Raw genomic sequence first — 21,266 nt, forward strand, 5'->3', positions numbered from 1 at the left:
CTTGGGGGCCTCTAAATCTGCTTGACCTGAGCTGTCTGCGGCCTCCCAAACACTACCCAACACTACACGTCTAGCGTGGTGTCAGAGTTATTGATTTCTATGATTTTGCGGGCTAGCGATGGCAGGGCCCCAGCTAGGAATATTCAAACGCAACTTTACCGATTTGGCATTTTCTGGATGGCTTGTACCGCGCGTTTGCCTTCTGCCGACAAGAAAGGGGCAAGGCGGTCATAGGGCAACGAGACATCCACCGCGCCTTGGCAAAATTGGAAAGGTGTTGGCACGATACCCCTGAATACAAAACCCTCTCGACTGGGATATACATCGGATAGCCTGTATTCGGCAGCTTCAAAGCACGCGACGTCATCTTTGTGCATTTGGGTGCTACCCACTCTTAAGACCAACTTTGCCAACGGCGTTGTTCGCCATTCCTTTTTCCAAAGCGCGTGGAGTTCCGGCTTAAACCATTGACTGGAATCTACCTTCTGGCCATCGGTCAGTCGATAGGTTGCCATCTCTACCCCATACCGCATGCCATAACCACATTCAAATCCACTGTGAGAACTCACAACGACATATGGCCCTGCGGCATGCGAAAACCTCTGCTCGAACCCAAGCGCAGGTGGGTTCTCGCCAAATCGCTGCCGAAATTCGAGCGAACAGCTCAAAATGGATTCCGTGTTGGCCAATAAGTCCGCCCAAAGCAAGCGGTTCACTTTTGCCACACCGGGCTCGGTGCCGAACAATTGAATGCCCCGAATCACGGGTTCATCGCTGCCCTGTATCTTCGGCCCTGTGACAGGGAAAGCTTCACTCCTGCTCTGTGGCTCTTTCGGAGTTTTGATTGGCTTTAGCGCGGAAAAGCGTCGAGCGTTGTATTCATCTTCTGGGCTGCGACTTGCGACCACGGGAAAGCGCTTTTTTCCATCTAGAGAGTGCCATTCGCCAAGGAGTTGCTTGTCATGGCATGTCAGCGTGATACGTCCTGAAGGCTTGTTGTCGCCATCGAACTCTGTCCAAATCGGTTGCATCGACTCTTGCTTGAGCAGCATGTCAACCATGCTCACGCGGTAGTACATGCTCCCAACGCGGCGCTCTTCCAATGATTTTTCGGGTGTGGGGTCTAAGGCCATGGTGATGGGTACGTTACCGATCTTGCCGACATAAACACCCGGATCGCAACTGCTCTCCTGGGCATTGACCGCACCTGCAATGCAAAACCAAACAGGAACAACGAATTTTTGATATCGAAACATCGGCTTTTTCAAGGCGGATTCCCTTCTAGTGCAATCTGCGTTTCACCCCAATCACGCGTTGGGCGAAGACTGGGCAAACTTGCATCGAAATTGAGAGTAGTTTCAAACTGCCACCTAGAGCGCCTACGACCTGACGAATGAGAAGTTCAACCACATTACGCCAAGTATGGCAGGGGTTTGAGCCTCCCATAATCTTTGACCTGTGCAGCTAGGGCCGTCGTAGCAGCTCAAACGCGAGACCTTTGGCGAATGAAATGCTTTGGATCTGCCGCGCACACCGTCAACTCCGTGACGCATGTGAATCGCCGTTTCGCTTCGTTACCAATCTGCGCGTCATCGTCCTCCCCCGCGAAGGCCCGTGTGCAGAGGCGAAGTGCTTATTAAAGTCAGTTATGGAGCGACCAGTTGGCAAACCGCTGCATCCGCTATGTGTCTTAAACGGCTGTTGCCCCCAACATCCCAATCGATACAGCCTAAACGTCGCGCAACCCGTATTTCACAATCAGGCGTGCCCGCCGCTCAGGATCAAAATTGATCCGACTCGGGTCCCGGTTCACCGCAGCCAAGAGCCTTTTGTCCATCACCGCAAACCACAACGGCGGCATATAGGCCAATGGGAACATGCCAAAGTAGCCATTGGGCAGTTGTGGCGCTTCTTCAAAATGCCGTAGCGACTGAAAGCGCCGCAGCGGGTGGGCGTGGTGGTCTGAATGGCGTTGCAGGTGGAAGGTGGCCCAGTTGGAGAACACGTGGTTGCTGTTCCAGGAATGCTGGGGTTTGCATGGCTCGTACCGGCCTTGCGCATTCTTCTGGCGCAGCAAGCCGTAGTGTTCGATGTAGTTGGCGGAGGTAAGTTGAAAGTTGGACCACAGTGCCGCCGGCACCAAAAACCACAACACTCCGGCGCCCAGCCATACACACAAGCTGCCCCACAGTAGTACCGTTATCAGCGCGGGCTGCAGGATCTCGTTGTGCCATGACCAAAAGGCCTGGCCATCAACGCGCATGCGTTCGCGCTCCAGTGCCCACGCACGGCGAAAGGCACCGGGCATCTCGCGCCACACAAAGCGCCAAATGGACTCACCCATGCGAGACGAGGCGGGGTCTTCGGGCGTGGCTACATCGCGGTGGTGGCCGCGGTTGTGCTCTACCGTGAAGTGCCCATAAAACGTGGGTGCCAGGATCAGTTTGGCCAGCCATCGTTCCAGAGGCGCACGCTTGTGGCCGATTTCGTGGCCCAGGTTGATGCAGAAACCGCCTACGCCGCCGGTAGAAATAACCAAGCCCAACAGGCCGAGCCAGGTCAGCGGCGCCGTCTGGCTGAACCATGCTGCGTAGATGAACGCACCCCAGAGCAAGGGCAACAGTGCAAAGGTTACGCGCCGGTAGTACGGGTCGGCCTCCAGGGCTGGCACGGCCGATTCGGGTGGGTTGCTGGTGTCAGTGCCCAATACAAAATCCAGCAACGGGGCTACCAGGTAGGTAAACACCACGGGTATCCACAGCATCAGGGTTATCGGGTGCCATTGCCACAACAGAGGCCCCGCGGCTATGGACAACGGAACGAGCAGCGACACGATCCAGGCCAGGCGTTTGTTGTCACGGTAGGGTGCGGCAGTGGTGTGGGGCATGGCTAGGGTCTCCGGTAGTCAGCGCAGTGTGGATCACCTGGGAGTGGGTAACCACCGATGCAATGGTCAATAAATCGTCATAAAGTGCCAAGCTATGGTTTCCACCTATGCAACCGCAGCCAACCCATCTGGCGTCCACCCCGTCTACGCACGGCTGTTGCGCATGTTGCTGGAACGGTCCGATGTGGACAGCGACCGGGTGTTGGCCAGTGCCCATTTGCAATGGGACTCCCTGGTGCGGGACGAGGCCCGGCTGGAGTCCGCTACGGTGGTCTGTCTGGTGCAATCGGCCATTGCCGCTACGGTCAAGCCATGGTTGGGACTGGATTTGGGCTGGCAGGCACCTATCTCGGCGCATGGTGACCTGGCCTATGCCGCCGTCACCGCCCCCGATCTTGGTACGGCCTTGACGGTGCTGGCGCGTTATGGCGTGTTGCGTGACGACACCTTTAGCTGGACCCTGGACCACAGTCCCCAGGGCGCCACCCTGCACGCCGTGCAACGCACCGATTGGGGTGCCGCCAATGCCTTTGTCATGGATACCGTAGTGGCCGCCTTTTTGCGGGTTATTGAGGCCGCGCTTGGCCAATGGCCCAATGGTGTGCGGCTGGACCTGCCAACGCCCAGGCCACCGTGGGCCGCGCAGTATGCGCGTGTATCGCCGCTGGAAGTGCGTTTTGCGCAGCCAGCCCTGTCGTTCACATTTGCGCGCGCCGCACTGGCGCTGCCGTGTATAGGTAGCGATGCACAGGCCCATGCGAATGCATGCCGTGCCTGCGAGACCCAGCTGTCGGCCATCGGATCGGCAGGTTACACCCACAAGGTGGCGCGCGCACTGGCCAACGCTGGTGCGGGACGCTACCCGCAACTGGACGCGGTGGCAGGGCAGTGCGGCGTCTCTGCCCGCACCCTGATGCGCCAGCTGCGTGCCGAAGGCACATCCTTCCAGGCGCTGTTGGATACAGATCGCAAAGCACGCGCACAATGGCTTTTGCAGCAAAAACGTCTGAGTGTGGAAGAGGTGGCCGCGCAGTTGGGTTATGCAGACACCTCCAACTTCAGCCGCACTGTGCGCCGGTGGTTTGGCGTGACACCACGGGCGCTGCGCCAGGCCCTGCCGTCCTGATCCGGCTAGGATCGAAGGTTTTTGTCGACCGATGCACCCCGGAGTACGGACCCCTATGCACTTCACCCATTTGACCGACCGAGCGCTGGCGCTTGTTCGGCGTGTTTTTTCCATCGGCTGTGCTGCAATGCTGTTTTCTGCCCTGGCATTCGCGGCGGAGCCCGTCGGTTTTGGCTCCCACGGCATGGCCGTGTTTGGTGGGCGCGACGGGCTGTATGCCTCGCACCTGCCCATGTTCCATGCGCCGCACGATACCCAGGTGTTGTTGCGCTTCCACCTGGCAGACCCCCGTGTGGACGCAAGCTTGCGCGCCCGGTTGGCCCTGCGGCCGCAGTTGTGGACGCTGGACCCCGAGCACTTTGACCTGCACCGGCTGCAGCCCGGTCACGAGCAGCCGTTGAAGCAATTCAACGCCCGTTTTGTGCAGGGCCATTTTGAGCGCGGTGGCGTTCAGCGTTTTGCAGGGCAGACCGTGGTGGTGGACGAGGTGTTGCTGTTCAAGCCGCTGGACTTCACGCCCGCCATCGATTCCCAAGTGGCGCGCAGCGCAGGTAGTTATCTGCTGCTGGGCGCTGGGCGGGAGTTTTTTGCGGTGAAAGAGATTGACCGCCGCCCCGACTTTGACACCATTGTGGCCATGAAGCCACTGCCCCATGCCAAACAGCCCAAGTCGGATGGCGGGCAAGCACGCACGCAGATCAGGCGTTTTCTGCTGCCCACCGATGATTTAAAAGCCCCGACCCGGCCGTCTTTACAAACGGCGTTGCAGGCGCAGGTGGGCGGTGCACTGCAGGTGGGTAAAACGCTGTACTTCGAGACCGAAGATCTGAAGTAGCAGGCAAGCCCTCTGGTCGGGGTGGCTCAGGGTGAAACGTTGGGCTCGGGCCTGATGCGCGTTGGCGTTTCGCCTGGCAGCCACTTGGCATAAATGGCGGCGTAACTGCCATCACGTTTCATGCTGTCCAGTGCAGACTGCCACTTGGCCACGATGTCCTTGGAGGTTGTGGCAGAGAAGGCGATGTAGGTCTGTATGCTGGTCACCGTGTACAGCAGCTCCAGGTCGTTGGGCTGGGCACCGGCTTTTTCGAGCAGGTCGGGCAGGGTTACGTTGGACGTAAACATCAGCGGAGCCCGGTCGTTCAGGGCCATCTTCACCATGGTCTCCGGTTTGGGGACCAGCTCCAGATTGGTGAAGCCCAGCTTTTGCAGTAACTGGTGGGTATAAAAGTCTCGCACCACCATGATGCGCTCGACCGACTTGGCGTCGTCCAGGCTGGCAATCGCCAAGCCCGATCCGCGTTTGCCATACAACGACGCCCGGGACGCAGAGATGGGCCCCACCCATTGAAACAATTCCTCACGGGCAGCCGTGCGGGCCATGGCAAAGATCGCCACATTGGGCTCCGAGCTGACCGCACGGTAGGCACGGGTCCACGGCTGTATCTCTATGGTGTTTTTGTTGCCCACGCGGCGCTGTATTTCTTGCACCACGACCACCCCCAAACCCTTGGTCTGGCCGTTCTCAGAAAAACTCAGGGGCCGGTTCTCGTCCGCCAGAATCTGCAAATCCGTAGCAAGCGCACCGCAGGCCAGCAGGGCCAGCCAACCGGCAACAAGGCTGGGCAGGGCGTATCGGCGGAAGGCGAAATCTGGCATTCGGTGGCCTAGGCAGATGGGGTGCGTAAAAAATCGCGGATGGCGAAGAGCGTATTGTCCGGCGTTTCGGTCATTTGGTGGTGGCCTACGGGTAAGTTGACCACTTGCACCGCCTTGCCGCTGGTTTTTGCCTTGGCAATCAGCGGCTGCGCGGCCTTGGCGGCCGTCATTTGGTCCTGCTCACCCAGCACAAACAGCACCGGGCAGGTGAGGGCCTCCATGGCGGCATCCCCATTGGCATATCTATCGCAGGCCACAAAACCACGGTGGAAGACGTTGACGGCCGTGTTGCTGGCCAGCACACGTTTGCCCAGCGCCATGCTGTTGCCAAACACCCAGGTTCCAGGCCCCAGTGCCGAAGGTGGCGCGGCCAGCGTGCTGCGCGAGAACACGTTGATCATGTTCAGCGCCTTCAACGGCTCGTTGAGCGATGTCTCTATCAGCACCGGCGACACCTTCATGGGAAACGCCGTGCCCACCAGCACCAGGTGGGTGACACGTTCCTTGAGCCGCGATGCCGCTTCCAGCGCAATCAGTGAGCCCCAGCTGTGCCCCACCAGCGCGGCCTTTTGCACACCCGCCGCATCCAACAAGGCGGCGATGAAGTCGGCGGCTTCTTCTACCGACGACGGCGCCTCGCCGGCGCTGCGGCAGTGGCCGGGCAGGTCGACAGCCAGCACGTTGTAGCCATGGTTGGCCAGGTAGCGGCTTTGCAGATTCCACACACTGTGGTCGTTGAGTACGCCGTGTATGAACACGACCGTGGGTTTGGCCGGGTCAAGCGCCTTGCCGCCGGTGTAGCAATAGGTCGAGTAGTTGTTGACGGTGAAGATCATGCTGCTTTCTCCGCCACCTTCAGGGCCCGCTTCAGGTCGTCAATCAAGTCATCGGCGTCTTCCAGCCCAATGGAGAGGCGAATCGTGCCCTGGGTGATGCCGGCGCCGGCCAGCGCCTCGTCCGTCATACGAAAGTGGGTGGTACTGGCGGGGTGGATCACCAGGCTGCGGCAGTCCCCCACATTGGCCAGGTGGCTGAACACCTTCAGCGTCTCAATAAACTTCTTGCCTTGCTCGCGGTTGCCCTTGAGGTCAAAACTGAACACCGAGCCCGCGCCGCGTGGCAACAGTTTTTGCGCCAGCGCATGGCTGGGGTGGCTCTCCAGCAGGGGGTGGCCCACGCGGTCCACAAAAGGCTGACTGGCCAGGAACTGCACGATCTTCTCGGTGTTGCGCATGTGGCGCTCCATGCGCAGGCCCAGCGTCTCCACACCTTGCAAGATCAGCCATGCGGTGTGCGGGCTCATACACGCGCCAAAGTCGCGCAGGCCTTCGCGCCGCGCGCGCAGCAGGAAGGCGCCTACCGTGCTTTCCTCGCTGAAGTTCATGTTGTGAAAGCCGGCATAAGGCGCGGCCAACTCTTCGAATTTGCCAGTTCGTTCGTAGGACCGGGCCCAGTCAAAACTGCCGCCGTCGACGACGATGCCGCCCACCACCGTGCCGTGGCCAGACAAAAATTTTGTGGCCGAGTGGTAGACCAGATCGGCGCCCAGTTCTAAAGGCTTCATTAGCCAGGGGGAGGTGAGGGTGGAGTCCACCAGTAGCGGCACACCGGCCTCGTGCGCTATTGCACTGACGGTAGGAATGTCCAGCACATCCAGCCCGGGGTTGCCCACGGTTTCGCCAAACAGCAGTTTGGTGTTGGGCTGTATAGCGGCCTTCCAACCATCCATATCACCGGGTTTGACAAAGGTGGTCTCAATGCCAAAGCGGCGCATTGTGTAGTGCAATAAGTTTTGCGAACCGCCATACAGCGCCGTGCTGGCCACAATGTGTGAACCTGCGCCCATCAGTGTGGCAATGCTCAGGTGCAGCGCGGCCTGACCGCTGGCAGTGGTGATGGCGCCAATGCCGCCTTCGAGTGCCGCTACCCGCTGCTCCAGTACGGCATTAGTCGGGTTGCTGATGCGGCTGTAGACGTGTCCCGCACGTTCCAGGTTGAACAGCGATTGCGCGTGTTCGCTGGACTCAAAAACAAACGAGGTGGTCAGGTGGATGGGCGTGGCCCTTGCACCCGTGGTCGGGTCGGGTGATGCGCCTGCGTGCAGGGCCAGCGTGTCAAAACCGGGGTCGGCGTAGCCGGGCATAAAGTCTCCACGGAGTGTTTGGGTTGTGATCCAGTGATTGTGGGCTATATTTGGGTGAGATTTTTCACCATGCGCCACAGGAAAATAGCTATGAATCCCCACGCTCACAAGTGTTCGCTGCCCCCCGGGGGGGCGCCTGCCTCCTTTGAGGCGGCTCGGCAGGAGGCAATATGAAAGTCAGCGATATTCTGCGCGTCAAGGGCAGCACGCTTTACACCACCACCCCAGAAGACACGCTGGCCGATGCCGCCCAACTGATGGCCGAAAAGGACATTGGATCGCTGGTGGTGATTTCACATGGTCTGGTCGTCGGCATGCTGACTTTCCGCGAAGTGATTCAAGCCACCGTCAAAAACGGCGGCACCTTTGGCACCACCACGGTCTACCGCGCCATGGACTCCGGTCCGCTGATCTGCACCATGGAAACCGAGCTGGACGAAGTGCGCCGCATGATGCTGGAGCGCCATGCACGTTACATGCCAGTCATCAACAACCGCATGCTGATGGGCGTGATCAGCTTTTACGACGTCGCCAAGACCGTGGTTGATAGTCAGAATTTTGAGAACAAGATGCTGAAGGCCTACATCCGCGATTGGCCTGAGGGTGAAGGCGGGGACGCTGCTGCAAAGGTTTGAGTTTGCGTTTGTGTGTGGCAGCAGAGTTCGGGGCAGTAGCCGCCGCCTCATGGTGTCAAATGCCCACAAATCGGCGGCGGCCACTGCCCCGAACTCTGCAGTCGGCTGGCCCGGTTGAATCGATTGACTGATGGCAGTGGGGCGGAAGCGGCCATACAGATTGGGCTTCCAATTCCCCGGAATCGCCCAAAATGGGCGCTAATCTTCTCGGCGACTTTGTCGATTTCAATACACTTGTACATTCACTCATTCGCCAGACGCAAGTACATGATTTTCAAAGAGATTTGTGAAATTCTTCCACGGTGTTGTCTGACTGGTTGCCTTGCTTTACCGTAAAACTGCGGCATTCGTAAAAGTTAGGCAGCCAATGAAACGATTACTAGCGGCAATATCTCTACTCACCTGCATAGAATTCGCCATGCCTGCAGATACCGCCGTCGTCCCGCCCGGTCACAAGGTCACAGTGATTAACCCAACCGCTAACGGCCATGTAAACGTTGTGTCATCGGGTGCTCTGATCATGGACTATGGGCGTAACGGCAACTGGCGGCTCACGAACGCTCAATTTGAGGCAGCGCTTGCGAGGCGCTCCGCGTCGGCAGTCGTAATTCTTCAAGACGAAATGATCGTTGCGCTCAAGCAGTCCAATGACCTTGGCGACTTTTTCGCTTATTGGACAGCGGCGAGAGCAAAAGGTATTTCCGCAGTTTGGGTATTGCCGCTACGCGCGTCAGAGCAGACATCCATCATCAGCTCAATACACAGCGCGGGCTATGGCGTTCACGCATCTGCACCAGACGGCGCCTGCTTCGTAGAGGTACATAAGCCTGATGGAAGCGTTGTCGTGGGCATGCCCGGTGCTTCCCTGCAACCCAAATAGAGACAAGGCGTAAGAAAGAGCTATGCACTTCTGCCCAACATTTCCTTCCAAAGGACTTGCTACGCAAGCCGCTGAAGTCAGGCGTTAACTTGTGCGCATGCAGCTCACATTTGACTATCAATCCGATTGGCGTGCTCAGGCCGTGCTCTTCCGCATTGGTGGAGGCGCTGCCGAACTCGCTAAAGAGGCCGTCTCACTGAGATTGCGCCAACTTGTTTGGCTTTCCCTCTGGGTTCTTATCGGAACGATCGCGCTACACATGCGCTGGTGGCTGCCATTCGCGCTGGTCGTAGTGTTCGTGCTGGCGCTAGTCGCGCATTCGTTTCTTCTGTCCAACCTTGGTCGGAAGGCTGCTTTTGCGTTGCGTGCGCAATGGCGAGAAAAGCCCACAAAGGCAATCCGCCTCGAAGTCTTAGATGAAGGACTTAGAGAAACTGACGGTGGGGTCGTATCCCTCGCGCCGTGGGAAGCAGTAAAGAGTTACTGGCTGTTCCGGAAGGTGCTCTGTATCGAGCTTACTAATGGACAGTCTGCGTTGATACCAATCGCAACGCTAGTTTATGGTTGCGAGCATGCGGAATTGCTGATTGACGAACTCAAGAAGCATGGCATTCAGCGGCGAGAGCCGGTGGATAAATGACCGCTTCCGGGAAACTTCTAGGTCAGCTATGTGTCTTGGATTCAACTGATATTTCACCGACCTCCCAAATCACACCAGTCCAAGGCGGATGGCGGGGCTTGCGGGCGCAGGCCGCATTTGCGGTTGCCATAGAGTGGGGCTACCAACCAAAGCGTTGACGCAACAACATTTCCATGCAAGTAGCGCCCGCCCGCGAGGCGAGCCGAAGAACGTGAGCCCCGCCGTCCGCCGTGCGTGCACCACAAAACCCCCGCACACAATGAACCCACCCCCTCCGCTCTGGGATAATCCCACCCTATGAGCGGAAACACCTTCGGAACCCTATTCGCAGTCACCAACTTTGGTGAATCCCACGGCCCAGCCATTGGCTGCGTGATTGACGGCTGCCCACCGGGCATGGAACTCTCGGAGGCCGACATCCAGGGTGACCTGGACCGCCGCCGCCCCGGCACCAGCCGCCACGTCACCCAACGCAACGAGCCCGACGCGGTGCAGATATTGAGCGGCGTCTACCAGGGCAAGACCACCGGCACGCCGATTGCGCTGCTGATCCAGAACACCGACCAGCGCAGCAAGGACTACGGCAACATCCTCGAATCCTTCCGCCCCGGCCATGCCGACTACAGCTACTTCCAGAAATACGGAATCCGCGACCCGCGTGGCGGTGGCCGCTCCAGTGCGCGGCTGACTGCACCCATGGTGGCGGCGGGTGCGGTGGCCAAGAAATGGCTGTTTGAGAAATACGGCACCGTCTTTCGCGGCTGCATGACGCAGATTGGCGATGCCGTCATTCCTTTCGAGTCGTGGGACCACGTACCCAACAACCCTTTCTTTGCCCCCGTGGCCGACGTGCAGTCTTTGGAAGACTACATGGACGCCCTACGCAAGGCTGGCGACTCGTGCGGTGCGCGCATCCGTGTGAGCGCATCACGCGTGCCGGTGGGCCTGGGCGAGCCGCTGTTTGACAAGATGGACTCCGACATTGCCTACGCCATGATGGGCATTAACGCTGTCAAAGGAGTGGAAATTGGCGCCGGTTTTGCCAGCGTGGCGCAGCGTGGCACCACGCACGGCGACTCGCTGACACCCAACGGCTTTGCCACGAACAATTCGGGTGGCGTGCTGGGTGGCATCAGCACCGGGCAAGACCTGGAGGTCAGCATTGCCATCAAGCCCACCAGCTCCATCATCACGCCGCGCGATTCGATCGACACCGCCGGCAACGCCACCCAGGTGATCACCAAGGGCCGCCACGACCCCTGTGTGGGCATACGCGCCACACCCATTGCCGAGGCCATGCTGGCCCTGGTGGTCATGGAGCACGCGCTGCGCAACCGCGCACAGTGTGGGGATGTGGTGCCCGCGCTGACACCCATACCGGCACAGGCTTGACGCCAGAAGGCTTTAAGCAAAATATGCCTCTAGCCCCCGTGAAATAAGCCTGTATAGCTATTAAATTTATAGTATTTGCCGTCTGCCAACCGAAAGCACCAGCCCATGAAAACCGTGTTTGTCCTGAATGGCCCCAACCTGAACCTGCTGGGCACACGCGAGCCCCAGGTCTACGGCTCACAAACCCTGGCCGACGTACAGACGCTGTGTGAGCGCGCCTGTGCAACCCATGGTTTTGCGCTGGATTTTCGCCAGACCAATACCGAGGGCACACTGGTGGACTGGCTGCACGAAGCCGGGCGCCTGCAGGCCGCAGGCACGCTGGCCGGTGTGGTGCTGAACGCCGGGGCATACACCCACACCAGCGTGGCCCTGCATGACGCCATCAAGGGCACGGGCATCACACTGATTGAGCTGCACATCAGCAATGTGCACGCACGCGAGGCCTTTCGCCACCACTCCTACATCTCGCCCGCGGCCAAGGCCGTGATGGCGGGTTTTGGTGTCAACGGTTACGCGTTGGCCATCACCGGCCTAGCCGGTATGCAGTAAGTAGGGCGACCCGGCCAGCACATAACGCTGGCCACCCGCATGTTTGGCCTGGTACATGGCGCTGTCGGCCGCCAGTTGCAGGGCGTGGGGAGATACCGTACCGTCACCCATGGCAATGCCTATGGATGCACCCATGCTGCGGGTTTGCGACTTCAACAACATGGGTGGCGCAATGGCCTCCAGGCATTTGGTGGCAACGGCTTTGGCGGAAGCCTCTGCAACCTTGGGGTCGGTATCCAGATCAGCCAGCAACACCACAAACTCGTCGCCGCCGATGCGGGCCAGCGTGTCCGACTCGCGCACGACCGCAGCCATACGGCGCGCCACTTCCACCAAGGCCACATCGCCCGCCTCATGTCCCATCTGGTCATTGATGGGTTTGAAATGGTCTAGGTCCAGGCACAACAAGGCCACACGTGTCTTGTTGCGGTCTGCGCGGGCCAGGGCCTGGGTCAGGCGGTCAGCCAGCAGTGCGCGGTTGGGCAGACCGGTGAGCACGTCGTGGTGGGCCATGTGGGCCATTTCGGATTGGCTGGCCCGCAATTTGGTCAACAGGCGGTTAAAGGCCTCGGTCAGATGGCCGACCTCGTCCTGGCGCACCACAGTCAGCGGCTGCAGCGGTGCTTCGCCCCGGGTCATGCGATCGGCCTGTTGGGCCGCACGCAGCAGCGGGCGAAACACGTAGTACAGACCCAAACCTGCCGCCAGCATGAATGCAAGCACGGCCAACACACTGTTGACCGCAATAAACCGCTTGGTTCGGGACACGACGGACAAGGCTTCCTCCGTGGGCAGGCGTGCCACCACAAACCAGCCCGTGCTGGGGACCGATGCAATCGCCGAAATCTCTTCCACGCCAAACGCATTCACGGTTGTGCCGCTGCCACGGTAGCCCTGCATGGCGCGGTCGTGCAGCAGGTTGACGCCGGGCTTGGGTGTGGGCTTGAGCACCATTTCGGGTTTGGTGGAGGCAATAAACAGCTGGTCGCGTGGCGAGATCAGCAGAAAGCCCCCCAGCCTGCCAATACGATCTTGGTCGGTAAACGACAGAAAACCAGGCGCAGACAAGGCGGTGACCCCTACCAGCACCGCGCGCGTGGTGCCCGTTGCGTCCTTTACGGGAGTGGCCATGGGCAATACGGCCTGTTGGCTGCTGGTGTCTATCTGGGGGCGCCCGGTTGTCAGACCGTCAGCGATGGCGGCGTGCACCAAGACCTCCCCACCGTAGTCGGGCCAGTTGTCTTCGTCGCGTTGGGCAAAACCGATGATGGCTTTGCCATCCGGGTTGCTGACGACAAGGCCGCGCGTAAACAGCGGCTGGTATTGGTGGCGCTGGGCCAGCCAGTTTTGCAGGGCCTTGGGCTGGCCCAACAGCTCCAGCGGTAACGAGGCCGCCATCTGCGTCAGCATGGCCTGGCGATCCTGCATTTTCTGATCAACTTCGCGGGCCACATAGTTGGCCAGGGTCAATTGTTGCGAGGCCATCACCGACGTGATTTCTTCGCGCAGATACTGGGATAACACGGAATACCGCAGGCCATTGCCCAGCATCAGCAAGATCACACCCAGCACAATGATGCGTGTGGTGAGGCTATTGGTGATGCGCGTGAGGGTCATGCAAAGATGATAGCGGAGCGGTTTGTTCTGGGGACTTACGGATGTGGCAACTGCGCCTCGCGCAAGAACTGGGCGGCATGTTTTTGTGTACCGGTGCGTATGCTGTCCCACACGGACGCCGGAAAGTTGGCAGGCAATTGCCCTTCAACCGCGCTAAAGGCCTTGTCGACACGGTGGACCATGGCCAGCATGTGCTCCCACATGCCGTCTACACCACTGGTTTGCGCCAGGTGTTTCCAATGCCGTACGCGCATATCGTTTAGCTTGTAATGGGCACTTTTGGCATGTAAGGCCATGGCGAGCTTGACATCTTGCTGGGCCAGCCGGTTGCTGCCTTTGCCGATGATGGGCCATGCGGACAACACGTCGTACAGGGGCGTCATGCGGTACGTGGTGCCACGTTCCAGGAACACCGAAAAATTCTTGGCATGGCCGTCTGTTGCGGCCAGCAGCCAAAACGCCAATTGGGCCAGCACAAAGCTGGCCCGGTCTGCACCGGCATCCTCGCTGCCTGCCAGGTAGCCCAGGCCTTCGCGTATGCCTGGCCCGCCGTCGGTCTCGTATTTTTGGCTGGATGCAACACCGGCTATCTGGCAAAAGTCTTCCTGCGGCAGGCGTGCGATCCAGCTATCGGGGCCCGGCACAAAACCGCGCTTGTCCTTTGCGCCCGCCGGTGTGTTTTGCCATCGCCGGTCGAAGCGCTCCACGACCAGGGCCTTCTGGTCTTCAAACACCTGCATGTCGGTATTGGCCACTTTGAACCCCAGGGCCTGCAGGATTTTCGAGCATAGCCATTCGTTCTCCACCGAGTCATGCATATCGGCGCGCATATTGCCCACCAAGCCAAGTGGCAGTTTCAGAATGTGGGTGGTGGGTGTGGAGCCCAGTGGGCTCCGCCAGCGGCCGCCGAAGCGAAGCAAAGCGGTCTTTTCTTGCGCACCGGCAATGGATATCCGAAAACCAGTGTCATCGGCATGGCGCTGCCCCAAGGGAATGCTGGTGGATGCCGCACGCAGTTGCGAGGCCACCTGGGTCGGCGTCAGCGCTTCGCTGTGGATCGTGTTCCAGCCAGTGGGCTCTATGCCAGGGGGCAGCAGCTGCACGGCACCAACGCAGTCGCGGCCGATGGCCTCCAGCAGTTCAAAGGCCCGTGTGGATGGTGTGCGAAACCTTTGACGGATGCGGTCGCGTAGGGGTTGGCTATCCGGCAGCAGGTTGTCAAAGTAGTTTTCGACGACGGGTCCGCGTATTTCTGTATTGCCAGCTGTCATGGGCAGTGACAGTGACAGGGCGCGCGCTCCTGGGGACTGCACCCACGCAGCCGCATACTGAAAAACCGAAACCTTGTTGCGTGAATGGCTCCACACACCCACATGCTGGCCATTCATCCATACCCAGAGTTCGCTGGCCATGCCTTACCAAGTGTCCGAAGGGCCTGGTTCTGCAACCCCTGGCGCCGGTGAATGGGTGGAGTTGTCTGGGGCTTGCAAGACGACGCTGGTATCCAAAACTGCCAACACGTGCAGAAGCTGGTCCACGCTGATGCTCAGCGGGTCTTTTTCAATGCGGGTGATTCGGGTTTGACTCAGGCCCAGCTTGGCGGCCAGTTGCGCTTGTGTCCACCCTTTGGCCAAGCGCAGCGCACGCAGGTGCGTGGAAAGCTGGTTGGGGGTCTGGATGGCGTAGAACATGGGTGCACTATATGCCGTATTTGGCATATGTGCAATTCATGCTCTATTCGGCATATTTGTCACTTATGCCACATAAAGCATAAATGCAGGTGATGGCTCAGCACTCCACAATATTCACCGCCAGCCCGCCACGCGCTGTTTCCTTGTACTTGGTCTTCATGTCCGCGCCGGTTTCGCGCATCGTCTTGATGACCTTGTCCAGGCTCACAAAGTGGCTGCCATCGCCGCGAAGCGCCATACGGGCGGCGTTGATTGCTTTCACGGATGCGATGGCGTTGCGCTCGATACACGGGATTTGCACCAGGCCGCCGACCGGGTCGCAGGTCAGGCCCAGGTGGTGTTCCATGCCGATCTCGGCGGCGTTCTCCACCTGCTCGGGCGTGCCACCCATCACCGCGCACAGGGCGCCGGCGGCCATGGAGCAGGCCACGCCCACCTCGCCCTGGCAGCCGACTTCGGCACCGCTGATGGACGCGTTTTCCTTGTACAGAATGCCGATGGCGGCTGCCGTCAGCAAAAAGTCGATGACACCTGCGTCGTTGGCGCCCGGCACAAAACGTGTGTAGTAGTGCAGCACGGCGGGAATGATGCCGGCCGCGCCATTGGTCGGTGCCGTCACTACGCGGCCACCGGCAGCGTTTTCTTCGTTCACGGCCAGCGCGTACAGGTTGACCCAGTCCAGCACCTGTAGCGGGTCGCGTAGCGCGGCTTCAGGGTTGTTGCTCAGCGCCTGGTGCAACGCGTGGGCGCGGCGCTTGACCTTGAAGCCGCCGGGCAACACGCCATCAGTACGGCAACCACGCTTGACGCAGTCCTGCATGACCTGCCAGATGCGCAGCAGGCCGGAGTCAATCTCCGCGTCGCTGCGCCAATGCTGTTCGTTCTTGCGCATGATCTGCGCGATGCTCAAGCCGTGTTGCTGCGCCAGAACCAGCAGCGCGTCGCCGCTGGTGAAGGGCAGGGGCAGCACGGTGGCATCGGGTGCAATCACCTTTTGGCGGCTGCCGTCTGCGGCTACTTCGTCGCTGACGATGAATCCACCACCCACCGAGTAATACACACGGTTCGCCAGCTCGTTGCCGGCGGCGTCCAGCGCCACAAAGCGCATGCCGTTGGCATGGAAGGGCAGTGGCGCACGCATGAAGAGCAGGTCTTCTCTTTCATTGAAGCTTATGCCAAGCACGCCGCCCAGGTTCAGGCGTTTGTTACCGCGGATTTCGGCCAGCAGGGCAGGGATCTGGTCCACGTCCACCGTGTCGGGCTCATGGCCACACAGCCCAAGAAGCACGGCCACATCGCTGGCGTGGCCCTTGCCGGTGGCGCCTAGTGAACCGTGGAGCCAGCAGCGCACGGTGACCGTATTCGCCAGCAAGTCCGCATGCTGCAAACGCGCCACAAACTGCCGCGCCGCGCGCATGGGCCCCACGGTGTGGGAGCTGCTGGGCCCCATGCCAATCTTGAACAGGTCGAATACGGATACTGCCATGTCATGCCTCCTGACGGATGTGTTGTGTTTCGGGGTTCATTGTTTTTCCCAGCTCCAGTAGTGTGTAGGATTTGAATGCCTGTGCAAAGTGCGCCTGCACATGGCCCACCAATTGGTGGGCGGTGATGGCCGACAGCGTCCAGCCCAGATGCCCATGGCCGGTGTTGTAAAACACATTGGCCTGACGACCGGGCCCCACGCGCGGCAGCATATTGGGCATCATGGGCCGCAGTCCGGCCCAGGGCTCGACGCGGCGGGTGTTGACGCCCGGAAAGCACTGGTTGACCCAGTCCACCAGCGGGCGGATGCGCTCGGCGCGGATGTCGCGGTTGATGCCGTTGAACTCCGCCGTGCCAGCCACGCGGAAACGGTCCGTGCCTAGGCGGCTGGTCACCAGCTTGGTCTCATCGTCCAGCAGGCTGACCATGGGTGCGGCCTGCTGGCTGGCGGCGTCTTGCAGGTCTACCGTGATGGAGTAGCCCTTGACCGGGTAGATGTTGAGCCGGTCGCCCAGTTGTGCGGCCAATGCCCGGCCCTGCACACCAGCGCAGACCACGACGGCGTCGCACACCAGGGTCTCGTCGCCGTGTTCACTGTGCATGTGCACCAGCGCCGTTTTGCCATTGGACGAGGTGCGCTGCACCGATGTGCCATACAGCGTGCGCACACCCAAACGTGCGCAGGCCTGGGCCAGGCCATGGGTGTATTTGTGGATGTCGCCGGTGGAGTCGCTCTCGGTGAAATAACCACCGTAGTAGTTGCCCTGCAGCGTGGGCTCAATCGCGCGCATTTCTTCGGGTGTGACGGCGCGGCGTTCCAGGCCGCCCGCAGCCAGCAGCTTGGACACTTCACCCGCATGCTCAAAACCGGCCTTGTTGCGGTAGATGTGCAGAATGCCCTTGCGCTCGTGGTTGAAGTCAATGCCCTCGGCCTCGGCCCAGTTGAACAGGTGCTGGCGCGCGGCAATGGCCAGGCGTGTGGTGGCGATGGTGTTGTCGCGGTACTTGGGTATGGCGGCTACAAATTCGGCCATCCAACTGATCTTGTGCCAGGTGGGTGTGGGGTTCATCAAGAGCGGAGCATCCTTGGTGAACATCCACTTCAGGCCCTTGACAATGGTGCTGGGGTGGGTCCAGACCTCGGCATTGGACGCCGACAGTTGGCCGCCGTTGGCATAGGACGTTTCCATCCCCGCGTAGCGGTTTTTCTCGATCAGCGTGACGCGGTAGCCGGCCTTGGCCAAGGTGTAGGCGCTGGTGACGCCGGTGATACCGCCGCCAATGATGGCGATGTGTTTTTGCTGGTGGTTTTGCATGGTGGGCACTCTTCTTTCAGAAGCTGTCGGAAACAGAAAAAGTCGCCTGCCGCACCGCATGTGTGGCCGACGACCCCCTCTGTTTGCGACCTGAGAGATTCGCGTGTTGCCTTGTGGGCTACACGCTTGCTCCTGCGGTGTGCCGGGTGACAAATTCCCGGCAGCTCTTCAGAGTGCTGATGACTGCAGCGGTCCTTTTGCCTGAGAGTTTCCGGGGTGGTTGCTCCTTCGGCGTTGGCACGTTTTTTTATCAACGTACCAAGCTCTCCCGCTGCAGTGCCAGAGCTAGTCTGGCAAGGACGGCTGCATGCAATGCGGTGCCGTCCTTAAGGTTTTTAACTTGCGTATTCGGTCAGGGGAACGCAGCTGCAGAACAGATTGCGGTCACCGTACACGTTATCCACCCGGCCCACGGGCGGCCAGTACTTCACGGCCTTCAGTGTTGCCAGAGGGAATGCACCCACTTCGCGGCTGTAGGGCCTGTCCCATTCGCTGCCCAGCAGGCTGGCCGCGGTATGCGGGGCGTGTTTGAGCGGGTTGTTGTCCTGTGGCCATTCACCCTTCTCGACCTTGGTGATCTCTCCACGGATGGCGATCATGGCGTTCACAAAGCGGTCGATCTCGGCCAGGGTTTCGCTTTCGGTGGGTTCCACCATCAGCGTGTTGGGCACGGGGAAGGACAGGGTGGGCGCGTGGAAGCCATAGTCCATCAGGCGCTTGGCCACGTCTTCGGCCATCACGCCGCTGGTGTCCTTCAGGTTGCGCAGGTCCAAGATGCACTCGTGTGCCACATGTCCGTTGGCTGATGCGTACAGCGTGGGGTAGTGGTCCTTCAGCCGGGTGCTGATGTAGTTGGCCGCCAAAATGGCCGCCTCGGTGGCGTGCTGCAGGCCTGCGGCACCCATCATGCGGCAGTACATCCAGCTGATCGGCAGCACGGCTGCATTGCCCAGCGGGGCTGCGCTGACAGCGCCCGTACCGGGCACGCCGCCAGTGGCGTGTCCAGGCAGGAAGGGTACAAGGTCTTCCACCACACACACAGGGCCGACGCCGGGGCCGCCACCGCCGTGGGGGATGCAGAAGGTCTTGTGCAGGTTCAGGTGGCTCACATCGCCGCCGAACTCGCCGGGCGCGGCCACGCCGACCAGGGCGTTCATGTTGGCGCCGTCCACGTACACGCGGCCGCCGTGCTGGTGCACCAGTGCGCACAGTTCTTTGACCGAGGTTTCGAACACGCCGTGTGTGCTGGGGTAGGTGATCATCACGCAGGCCAGATTGGCGCTGTGCTGTTCACACTTAGCCTTCAGGTCGGCCAAGTCCACATTGCCCATGTCATCGCACTTGGTGACGACCACGGTCATGCCCACCATCTGCGCGCTGGCGGGGTTGGTGCCGTGTGCGCTGCTGGGTATCAGGCAGATATTGCGGTGCGCATCGCCTTTGCTGGCATGGAAGGCCTGGATGGCCAACAGCCCGGCGTATTCACCCTGGCTGCCCGCATTGGGCTGTAGGCTGATGCCGGCATACCCGGTGGCGGCGCACAGCCAGGCGCGCAGTTGTGCGTCCAGCTCGGTGTAGCCCTGGCGCTGGTCGGCCGGGCAGAAGGGATGGATATTGGCGAACTCTGGCCAGGTGATGGGGATCATCTCGCTGGTGGCATTGAGCTTCATGGTGCAAGAGCCCAGCGGGATCATGCTGCGGTCCAGTGCCAGGTCCTTGTCCGAGAGCATGCGGATGTAGCGCAACATGCCGGTCTCGGAATGGTGGGTGTTGAAGACCGGGTGGGTCATGAACTTGGATGTACGGCGCAGCGCGGCGGGGATCAGCGGTGCAGCGCCAGCTTCAAAGTCTGCGAACTTGGGCAATGCCTGGCCGGGCTTGGCGAAGAAGGACCAGATCAGCGCCACGTCGTCACGGGTGCTGGTTTCGTCCAGCGACAGGATGATGTACTCACCCCAGGCAATCTGGATGTTAGCCCCCGCGGATACTGCGCGAGCCGCGATCTCTTTCGTAGCACCTTCGGTCTTGATGGCCAGCGTGTCGAAGGCTTGCAGGAAGGTGTCGCGGTGGCTCATGGTGTAGCCAAGCGCCTGCAGACCCTTGGCCAGGATGGCGGTCAAGGTGGCGACACGGGTGGCGATACGGGTCAGGCCTTCGGGGCCGTGGTAGACGGCATACATACTGGCCACCACGGCTGGCAACACCTGCGCGGTGCAGATGTTGGACGTTGCCTTTTCGCGGCGAATGTGCTGCTCGCGCGTTTGCAGCGCCAGACGGTAGGTCGGGTTGCCGTGCACGTCGATGCTGACGCCCACCAGGCGGCCGGGCAACGAGCGCTTGTATTCGTCGCGGCAAGCCATATAGGCGGCGTGGGGGCCACCGTTGCACAGCGGCATGCCAAAGCGCTGGGTGGTACCGACCACAATGTCGGCGTTCCACTCACCCGGGGGCACCAGCAGTGTCAGCGCCAGCAGGTCGGCGGCCACGATGAAGGCGGCGTTCTTGGCGTGGACCTTGACCACTTCACCCCGCAGGTCACCAATGGCGCCGCTGGTGGTGGGGTACTGGTCCATGACCGCAAAGTAGTCGCGGTTGGCCAGCCAGTCGTTCCAGTCTTCGCCGTTCATGGCCACCAGCACCTCGATACCCAGCGGCTTGGCGCGGGTCTGCACGACCTCGATGGTTTGCGGGTGGCAGTCACCGCTGATGATGAAGGTATTGCCCTTGGCCTTGACCGAGCGCTTGGCCAGCGTCATGGCTTCGGCAGCGGCCGTGGCTTCGTCCAGCATGGACGCGTTGGCGATGGGCATGCCGGTCAGGTCACAGACCATGGTCTGGAAGTTGACCAGCGCTTCCATGCGGCCCTGGGAGATTTCGGCCTGGTAAGGCGTGTAGGCGGTGTACCAGGCGGGGTTTTCCAGGATATTGCGCAGGATGACGCCAGGCGTGTGTGTGCCGTAGTAACCCTGGCCGATAAAGCTCTTGAGCACCTTGTTCTTGCCCGCCAGTACCTTGATCTCGGCCAACGCAGCGGCCTCGGTGATGGCATCGGGGATATCCATCGCCTCGCGGCGCGCAATGGAGCGCGGCACGATGCTGTCGATCAGCTCGCGGCGCGAGCTTTCGCCAATGGTTTTGAGCATCAGCGCTTCGTCGGCGGCGTCGATACCGATGTGGCGGGCGACGAACTCGCTGGCGTTTTCGAGGTCTTTGAGGGTGGGTGTCGAGGACATGGGCGTGGAACAG

At 60.4% G+C, this 21,266-nt stretch carries 18 protein-coding genes and 1 riboswitch; of the genes, 7 read left to right on the top strand and 11 right to left on the bottom strand.

Going from position 1 to position 21,266, the window contains the following annotated elements; translation table 11 throughout:
- Positions 1–155: 155 nt before the first annotated feature.
- A complete protein-coding gene (locus tag HZ993_RS00705) occupies positions 156–1,268 on the bottom strand; it encodes a hypothetical protein (protein ID WP_209395368.1) in 1,113 nt (370 codons plus the stop codon).
- Between the two features lie 461 nt (positions 1,269–1,729).
- Positions 1,730–2,887 (bottom strand): alkane 1-monooxygenase, encoded by a 1,158-nt coding sequence (locus tag HZ993_RS00710; protein ID WP_209395369.1) that lies wholly within the window; start codon positions 2,885–2,887, stop codon positions 1,730–1,732.
- 94 nt (positions 2,888–2,981) lie between these two features.
- On the opposite strand from HZ993_RS00710, the gene HZ993_RS00715 reads away from it, so the two are divergent.
- Together HZ993_RS00715 and HZ993_RS00720 are read left to right on the top strand one after the other, a co-directional pair.
- The gene (locus HZ993_RS00715) at positions 2,982–4,013 is read left to right on the top strand and encodes an AraC family transcriptional regulator (RefSeq protein ID WP_209395370.1); all 1,032 of its coding nucleotides are present in this window, start codon (positions 2,982–2,984) and stop codon (positions 4,011–4,013) included.
- 55 nt (positions 4,014–4,068) lie between these two features.
- Positions 4,069–4,848, top strand: coding sequence for a hypothetical protein (locus HZ993_RS00720; RefSeq protein ID WP_209395371.1), 780 nt, complete (start codon positions 4,069–4,071; stop codon positions 4,846–4,848).
- A 26-nt stretch (positions 4,849–4,874) separates the two neighbouring features.
- On the opposite strand, the gene HZ993_RS00725 is transcribed toward HZ993_RS00720, so the two are convergent.
- The 3 genes from HZ993_RS00725 to HZ993_RS00735 are packed head-to-tail and all read right to left on the bottom strand — an operon-like array spanning position 4,875 to position 7,812.
- The gene (locus HZ993_RS00725) at positions 4,875–5,669 is read right to left on the bottom strand and encodes an ABC transporter substrate-binding protein (protein ID WP_209395372.1); all 795 of its coding nucleotides are present in this window, start codon (positions 5,667–5,669) and stop codon (positions 4,875–4,877) included.
- An 8-nt stretch (positions 5,670–5,677) separates the two neighbouring features.
- A complete protein-coding gene (locus HZ993_RS00730) occupies positions 5,678–6,505 on the bottom strand; it encodes an alpha/beta fold hydrolase (protein ID WP_209395373.1) in 828 nt (275 codons plus the stop codon).
- Positions 6,502–7,812, bottom strand: coding sequence for an O-acetylhomoserine aminocarboxypropyltransferase (locus HZ993_RS00735; RefSeq protein ID WP_209395374.1), 1,311 nt, complete (start codon positions 7,810–7,812; stop codon positions 6,502–6,504). The genes HZ993_RS00730 and HZ993_RS00735 overlap by 4 nt, the downstream gene beginning before the upstream one ends.
- 170 nt (positions 7,813–7,982) lie before the next feature.
- Between HZ993_RS00735 and HZ993_RS00740 the strand changes: the two genes are divergently transcribed.
- From HZ993_RS00740 to aroQ, 5 genes are all read left to right on the top strand, one after another.
- Positions 7,983–8,447 (top strand): CBS domain-containing protein, encoded by a 465-nt coding sequence (locus HZ993_RS00740; protein WP_209395375.1) that lies wholly within the window; start codon positions 7,983–7,985, stop codon positions 8,445–8,447.
- A 418-nt stretch (positions 8,448–8,865) separates the two neighbouring features.
- Positions 8,866–9,327, top strand: coding sequence for a hypothetical protein (locus tag HZ993_RS00745; RefSeq protein WP_209395376.1), 462 nt, complete (start codon positions 8,866–8,868; stop codon positions 9,325–9,327).
- Positions 9,328–9,424: 97 nt separating this feature from the next.
- Positions 9,425–9,967, top strand: coding sequence for a hypothetical protein (locus HZ993_RS00750; protein ID WP_209395377.1), 543 nt, complete (start codon positions 9,425–9,427; stop codon positions 9,965–9,967).
- A 297-nt stretch (positions 9,968–10,264) separates the two neighbouring features.
- Positions 10,265–11,359 (top strand): chorismate synthase, encoded by a 1,095-nt coding sequence (gene aroC, locus HZ993_RS00755; RefSeq protein WP_209395378.1) that lies wholly within the window; start codon positions 10,265–10,267, stop codon positions 11,357–11,359.
- Between the two features lie 105 nt (positions 11,360–11,464).
- Positions 11,465–11,911 (top strand): type II 3-dehydroquinate dehydratase, encoded by a 447-nt coding sequence (gene aroQ / locus HZ993_RS00760; RefSeq protein ID WP_209395379.1) that lies wholly within the window; start codon positions 11,465–11,467, stop codon positions 11,909–11,911.
- Here aroQ and HZ993_RS00765 read toward each other — a convergent pair.
- From HZ993_RS00765 to gcvP, 6 genes are all read right to left on the bottom strand, one after another.
- On the bottom strand, positions 11,894–13,528 hold the full coding sequence (locus tag HZ993_RS00765; protein WP_245213768.1) for a diguanylate cyclase domain-containing protein: 1,635 nt from the start codon (positions 13,526–13,528) through the stop codon (positions 11,894–11,896). The genes aroQ and HZ993_RS00765 overlap by 18 nt on opposite strands.
- Before the next feature lie 35 nt (positions 13,529–13,563).
- Entirely contained in the window at positions 13,564–14,940 is a 1,377-nt protein-coding gene (locus tag HZ993_RS00770) for a type II toxin-antitoxin system HipA family toxin (protein WP_209395380.1), read from the bottom strand.
- Positions 14,941–14,943: 3 nt separating this feature from the next.
- Complete coding sequence (locus tag HZ993_RS00775) at positions 14,944–15,219, bottom strand: helix-turn-helix domain-containing protein (protein WP_209395381.1); 276 nt, start codon at positions 15,217–15,219, stop codon at positions 14,944–14,946.
- A gap of 97 nt (positions 15,220–15,316) precedes the next feature.
- Entirely contained in the window at positions 15,317–16,705 is a 1,389-nt protein-coding gene (locus tag HZ993_RS00780) for an L-serine ammonia-lyase (RefSeq protein ID WP_209395382.1), read from the bottom strand.
- A gap of 1 nt (position 16,706) precedes the next feature.
- Positions 16,707–18,020, bottom strand: a complete 1,314-nt coding sequence (locus HZ993_RS00785) for a D-amino acid dehydrogenase (protein ID WP_209395383.1) — start codon at positions 18,018–18,020, stop codon at positions 16,707–16,709.
- Between the two features lie 179 nt (positions 18,021–18,199).
- Positions 18,200–18,301: riboswitch (glycine riboswitch) on the bottom strand.
- Between the two features lie 54 nt (positions 18,302–18,355).
- Positions 18,356–21,253 carry an aminomethyl-transferring glycine dehydrogenase gene (gene gcvP / locus HZ993_RS00790; protein ID WP_209395384.1) on the bottom strand — a complete coding sequence of 966 codons (2,898 nt, stop codon included), beginning with the start codon at positions 21,251–21,253 and terminating at the stop codon, positions 18,356–18,358.
- Positions 21,254–21,266: the final 13 nt, after the last annotated feature.

This window comes from Rhodoferax sp. AJA081-3 (assembly GCF_017798165.1).
In the GTDB taxonomy this organism is placed as follows: domain Bacteria; phylum Pseudomonadota; class Gammaproteobacteria; order Burkholderiales; family Burkholderiaceae_C; genus Allorhodoferax.

Excerpts from the sequence above, each read along its gene's own strand:
- aroC (WP_209395378.1), top strand. The coding sequence starts at position 10,265 with ATGAGCGGAAACACCTTCGGAACCCTATTCGCAGTCACCAACTTTGGT.
- HZ993_RS00750 (WP_209395377.1), top strand. The coding sequence starts at position 9,425 with ATGCAGCTCACATTTGACTATCAATCCGATTGGCGTGCTCAGGCCGTG.
- HZ993_RS00735 (WP_209395374.1), bottom strand. The coding sequence starts at position 7,812 with ATGCCCGGCTACGCCGACCCCGGTTTTGACACGCTGGCCCTGCACGCA.
- HZ993_RS00740 (WP_209395375.1), top strand. The coding sequence starts at position 7,983 with ATGAAAGTCAGCGATATTCTGCGCGTCAAGGGCAGCACGCTTTACACC.
- HZ993_RS00765 (WP_245213768.1), bottom strand. The coding sequence starts at position 13,528 with ATGACCCTCACGCGCATCACCAATAGCCTCACCACACGCATCATTGTG.
- HZ993_RS00720 (WP_209395371.1), top strand. The coding sequence starts at position 4,069 with ATGCACTTCACCCATTTGACCGACCGAGCGCTGGCGCTTGTTCGGCGT.
- HZ993_RS00775 (WP_209395381.1), bottom strand. The coding sequence starts at position 15,219 with ATGTTCTACGCCATCCAGACCCCCAACCAGCTTTCCACGCACCTGCGT.
- HZ993_RS00745 (WP_209395376.1), top strand. The coding sequence starts at position 8,866 with ATGCCTGCAGATACCGCCGTCGTCCCGCCCGGTCACAAGGTCACAGTG.
- HZ993_RS00770 (WP_209395380.1), bottom strand. The coding sequence starts at position 14,940 with ATGGCCAGCGAACTCTGGGTATGGATGAATGGCCAGCATGTGGGTGTG.
- HZ993_RS00715 (WP_209395370.1), top strand. The coding sequence starts at position 2,982 with ATGGTTTCCACCTATGCAACCGCAGCCAACCCATCTGGCGTCCACCCC.
- HZ993_RS00785 (WP_209395383.1), bottom strand. The coding sequence starts at position 18,020 with ATGCAAAACCACCAGCAAAAACACATCGCCATCATTGGCGGCGGTATC.
- HZ993_RS00730 (WP_209395373.1), bottom strand. The coding sequence starts at position 6,505 with ATGATCTTCACCGTCAACAACTACTCGACCTATTGCTACACCGGCGGC.
- gcvP (WP_209395384.1), bottom strand. The coding sequence starts at position 21,253 with ATGTCCTCGACACCCACCCTCAAAGACCTCGAAAACGCCAGCGAGTTC.
- HZ993_RS00710 (WP_209395369.1), bottom strand. The coding sequence starts at position 2,887 with ATGCCCCACACCACTGCCGCACCCTACCGTGACAACAAACGCCTGGCC.
- HZ993_RS00725 (WP_209395372.1), bottom strand. The coding sequence starts at position 5,669 with ATGCCAGATTTCGCCTTCCGCCGATACGCCCTGCCCAGCCTTGTTGCC.
- aroQ (WP_209395379.1), top strand. The coding sequence starts at position 11,465 with ATGAAAACCGTGTTTGTCCTGAATGGCCCCAACCTGAACCTGCTGGGC.
- HZ993_RS00780 (WP_209395382.1), bottom strand. The coding sequence starts at position 16,705 with ATGGCAGTATCCGTATTCGACCTGTTCAAGATTGGCATGGGGCCCAGC.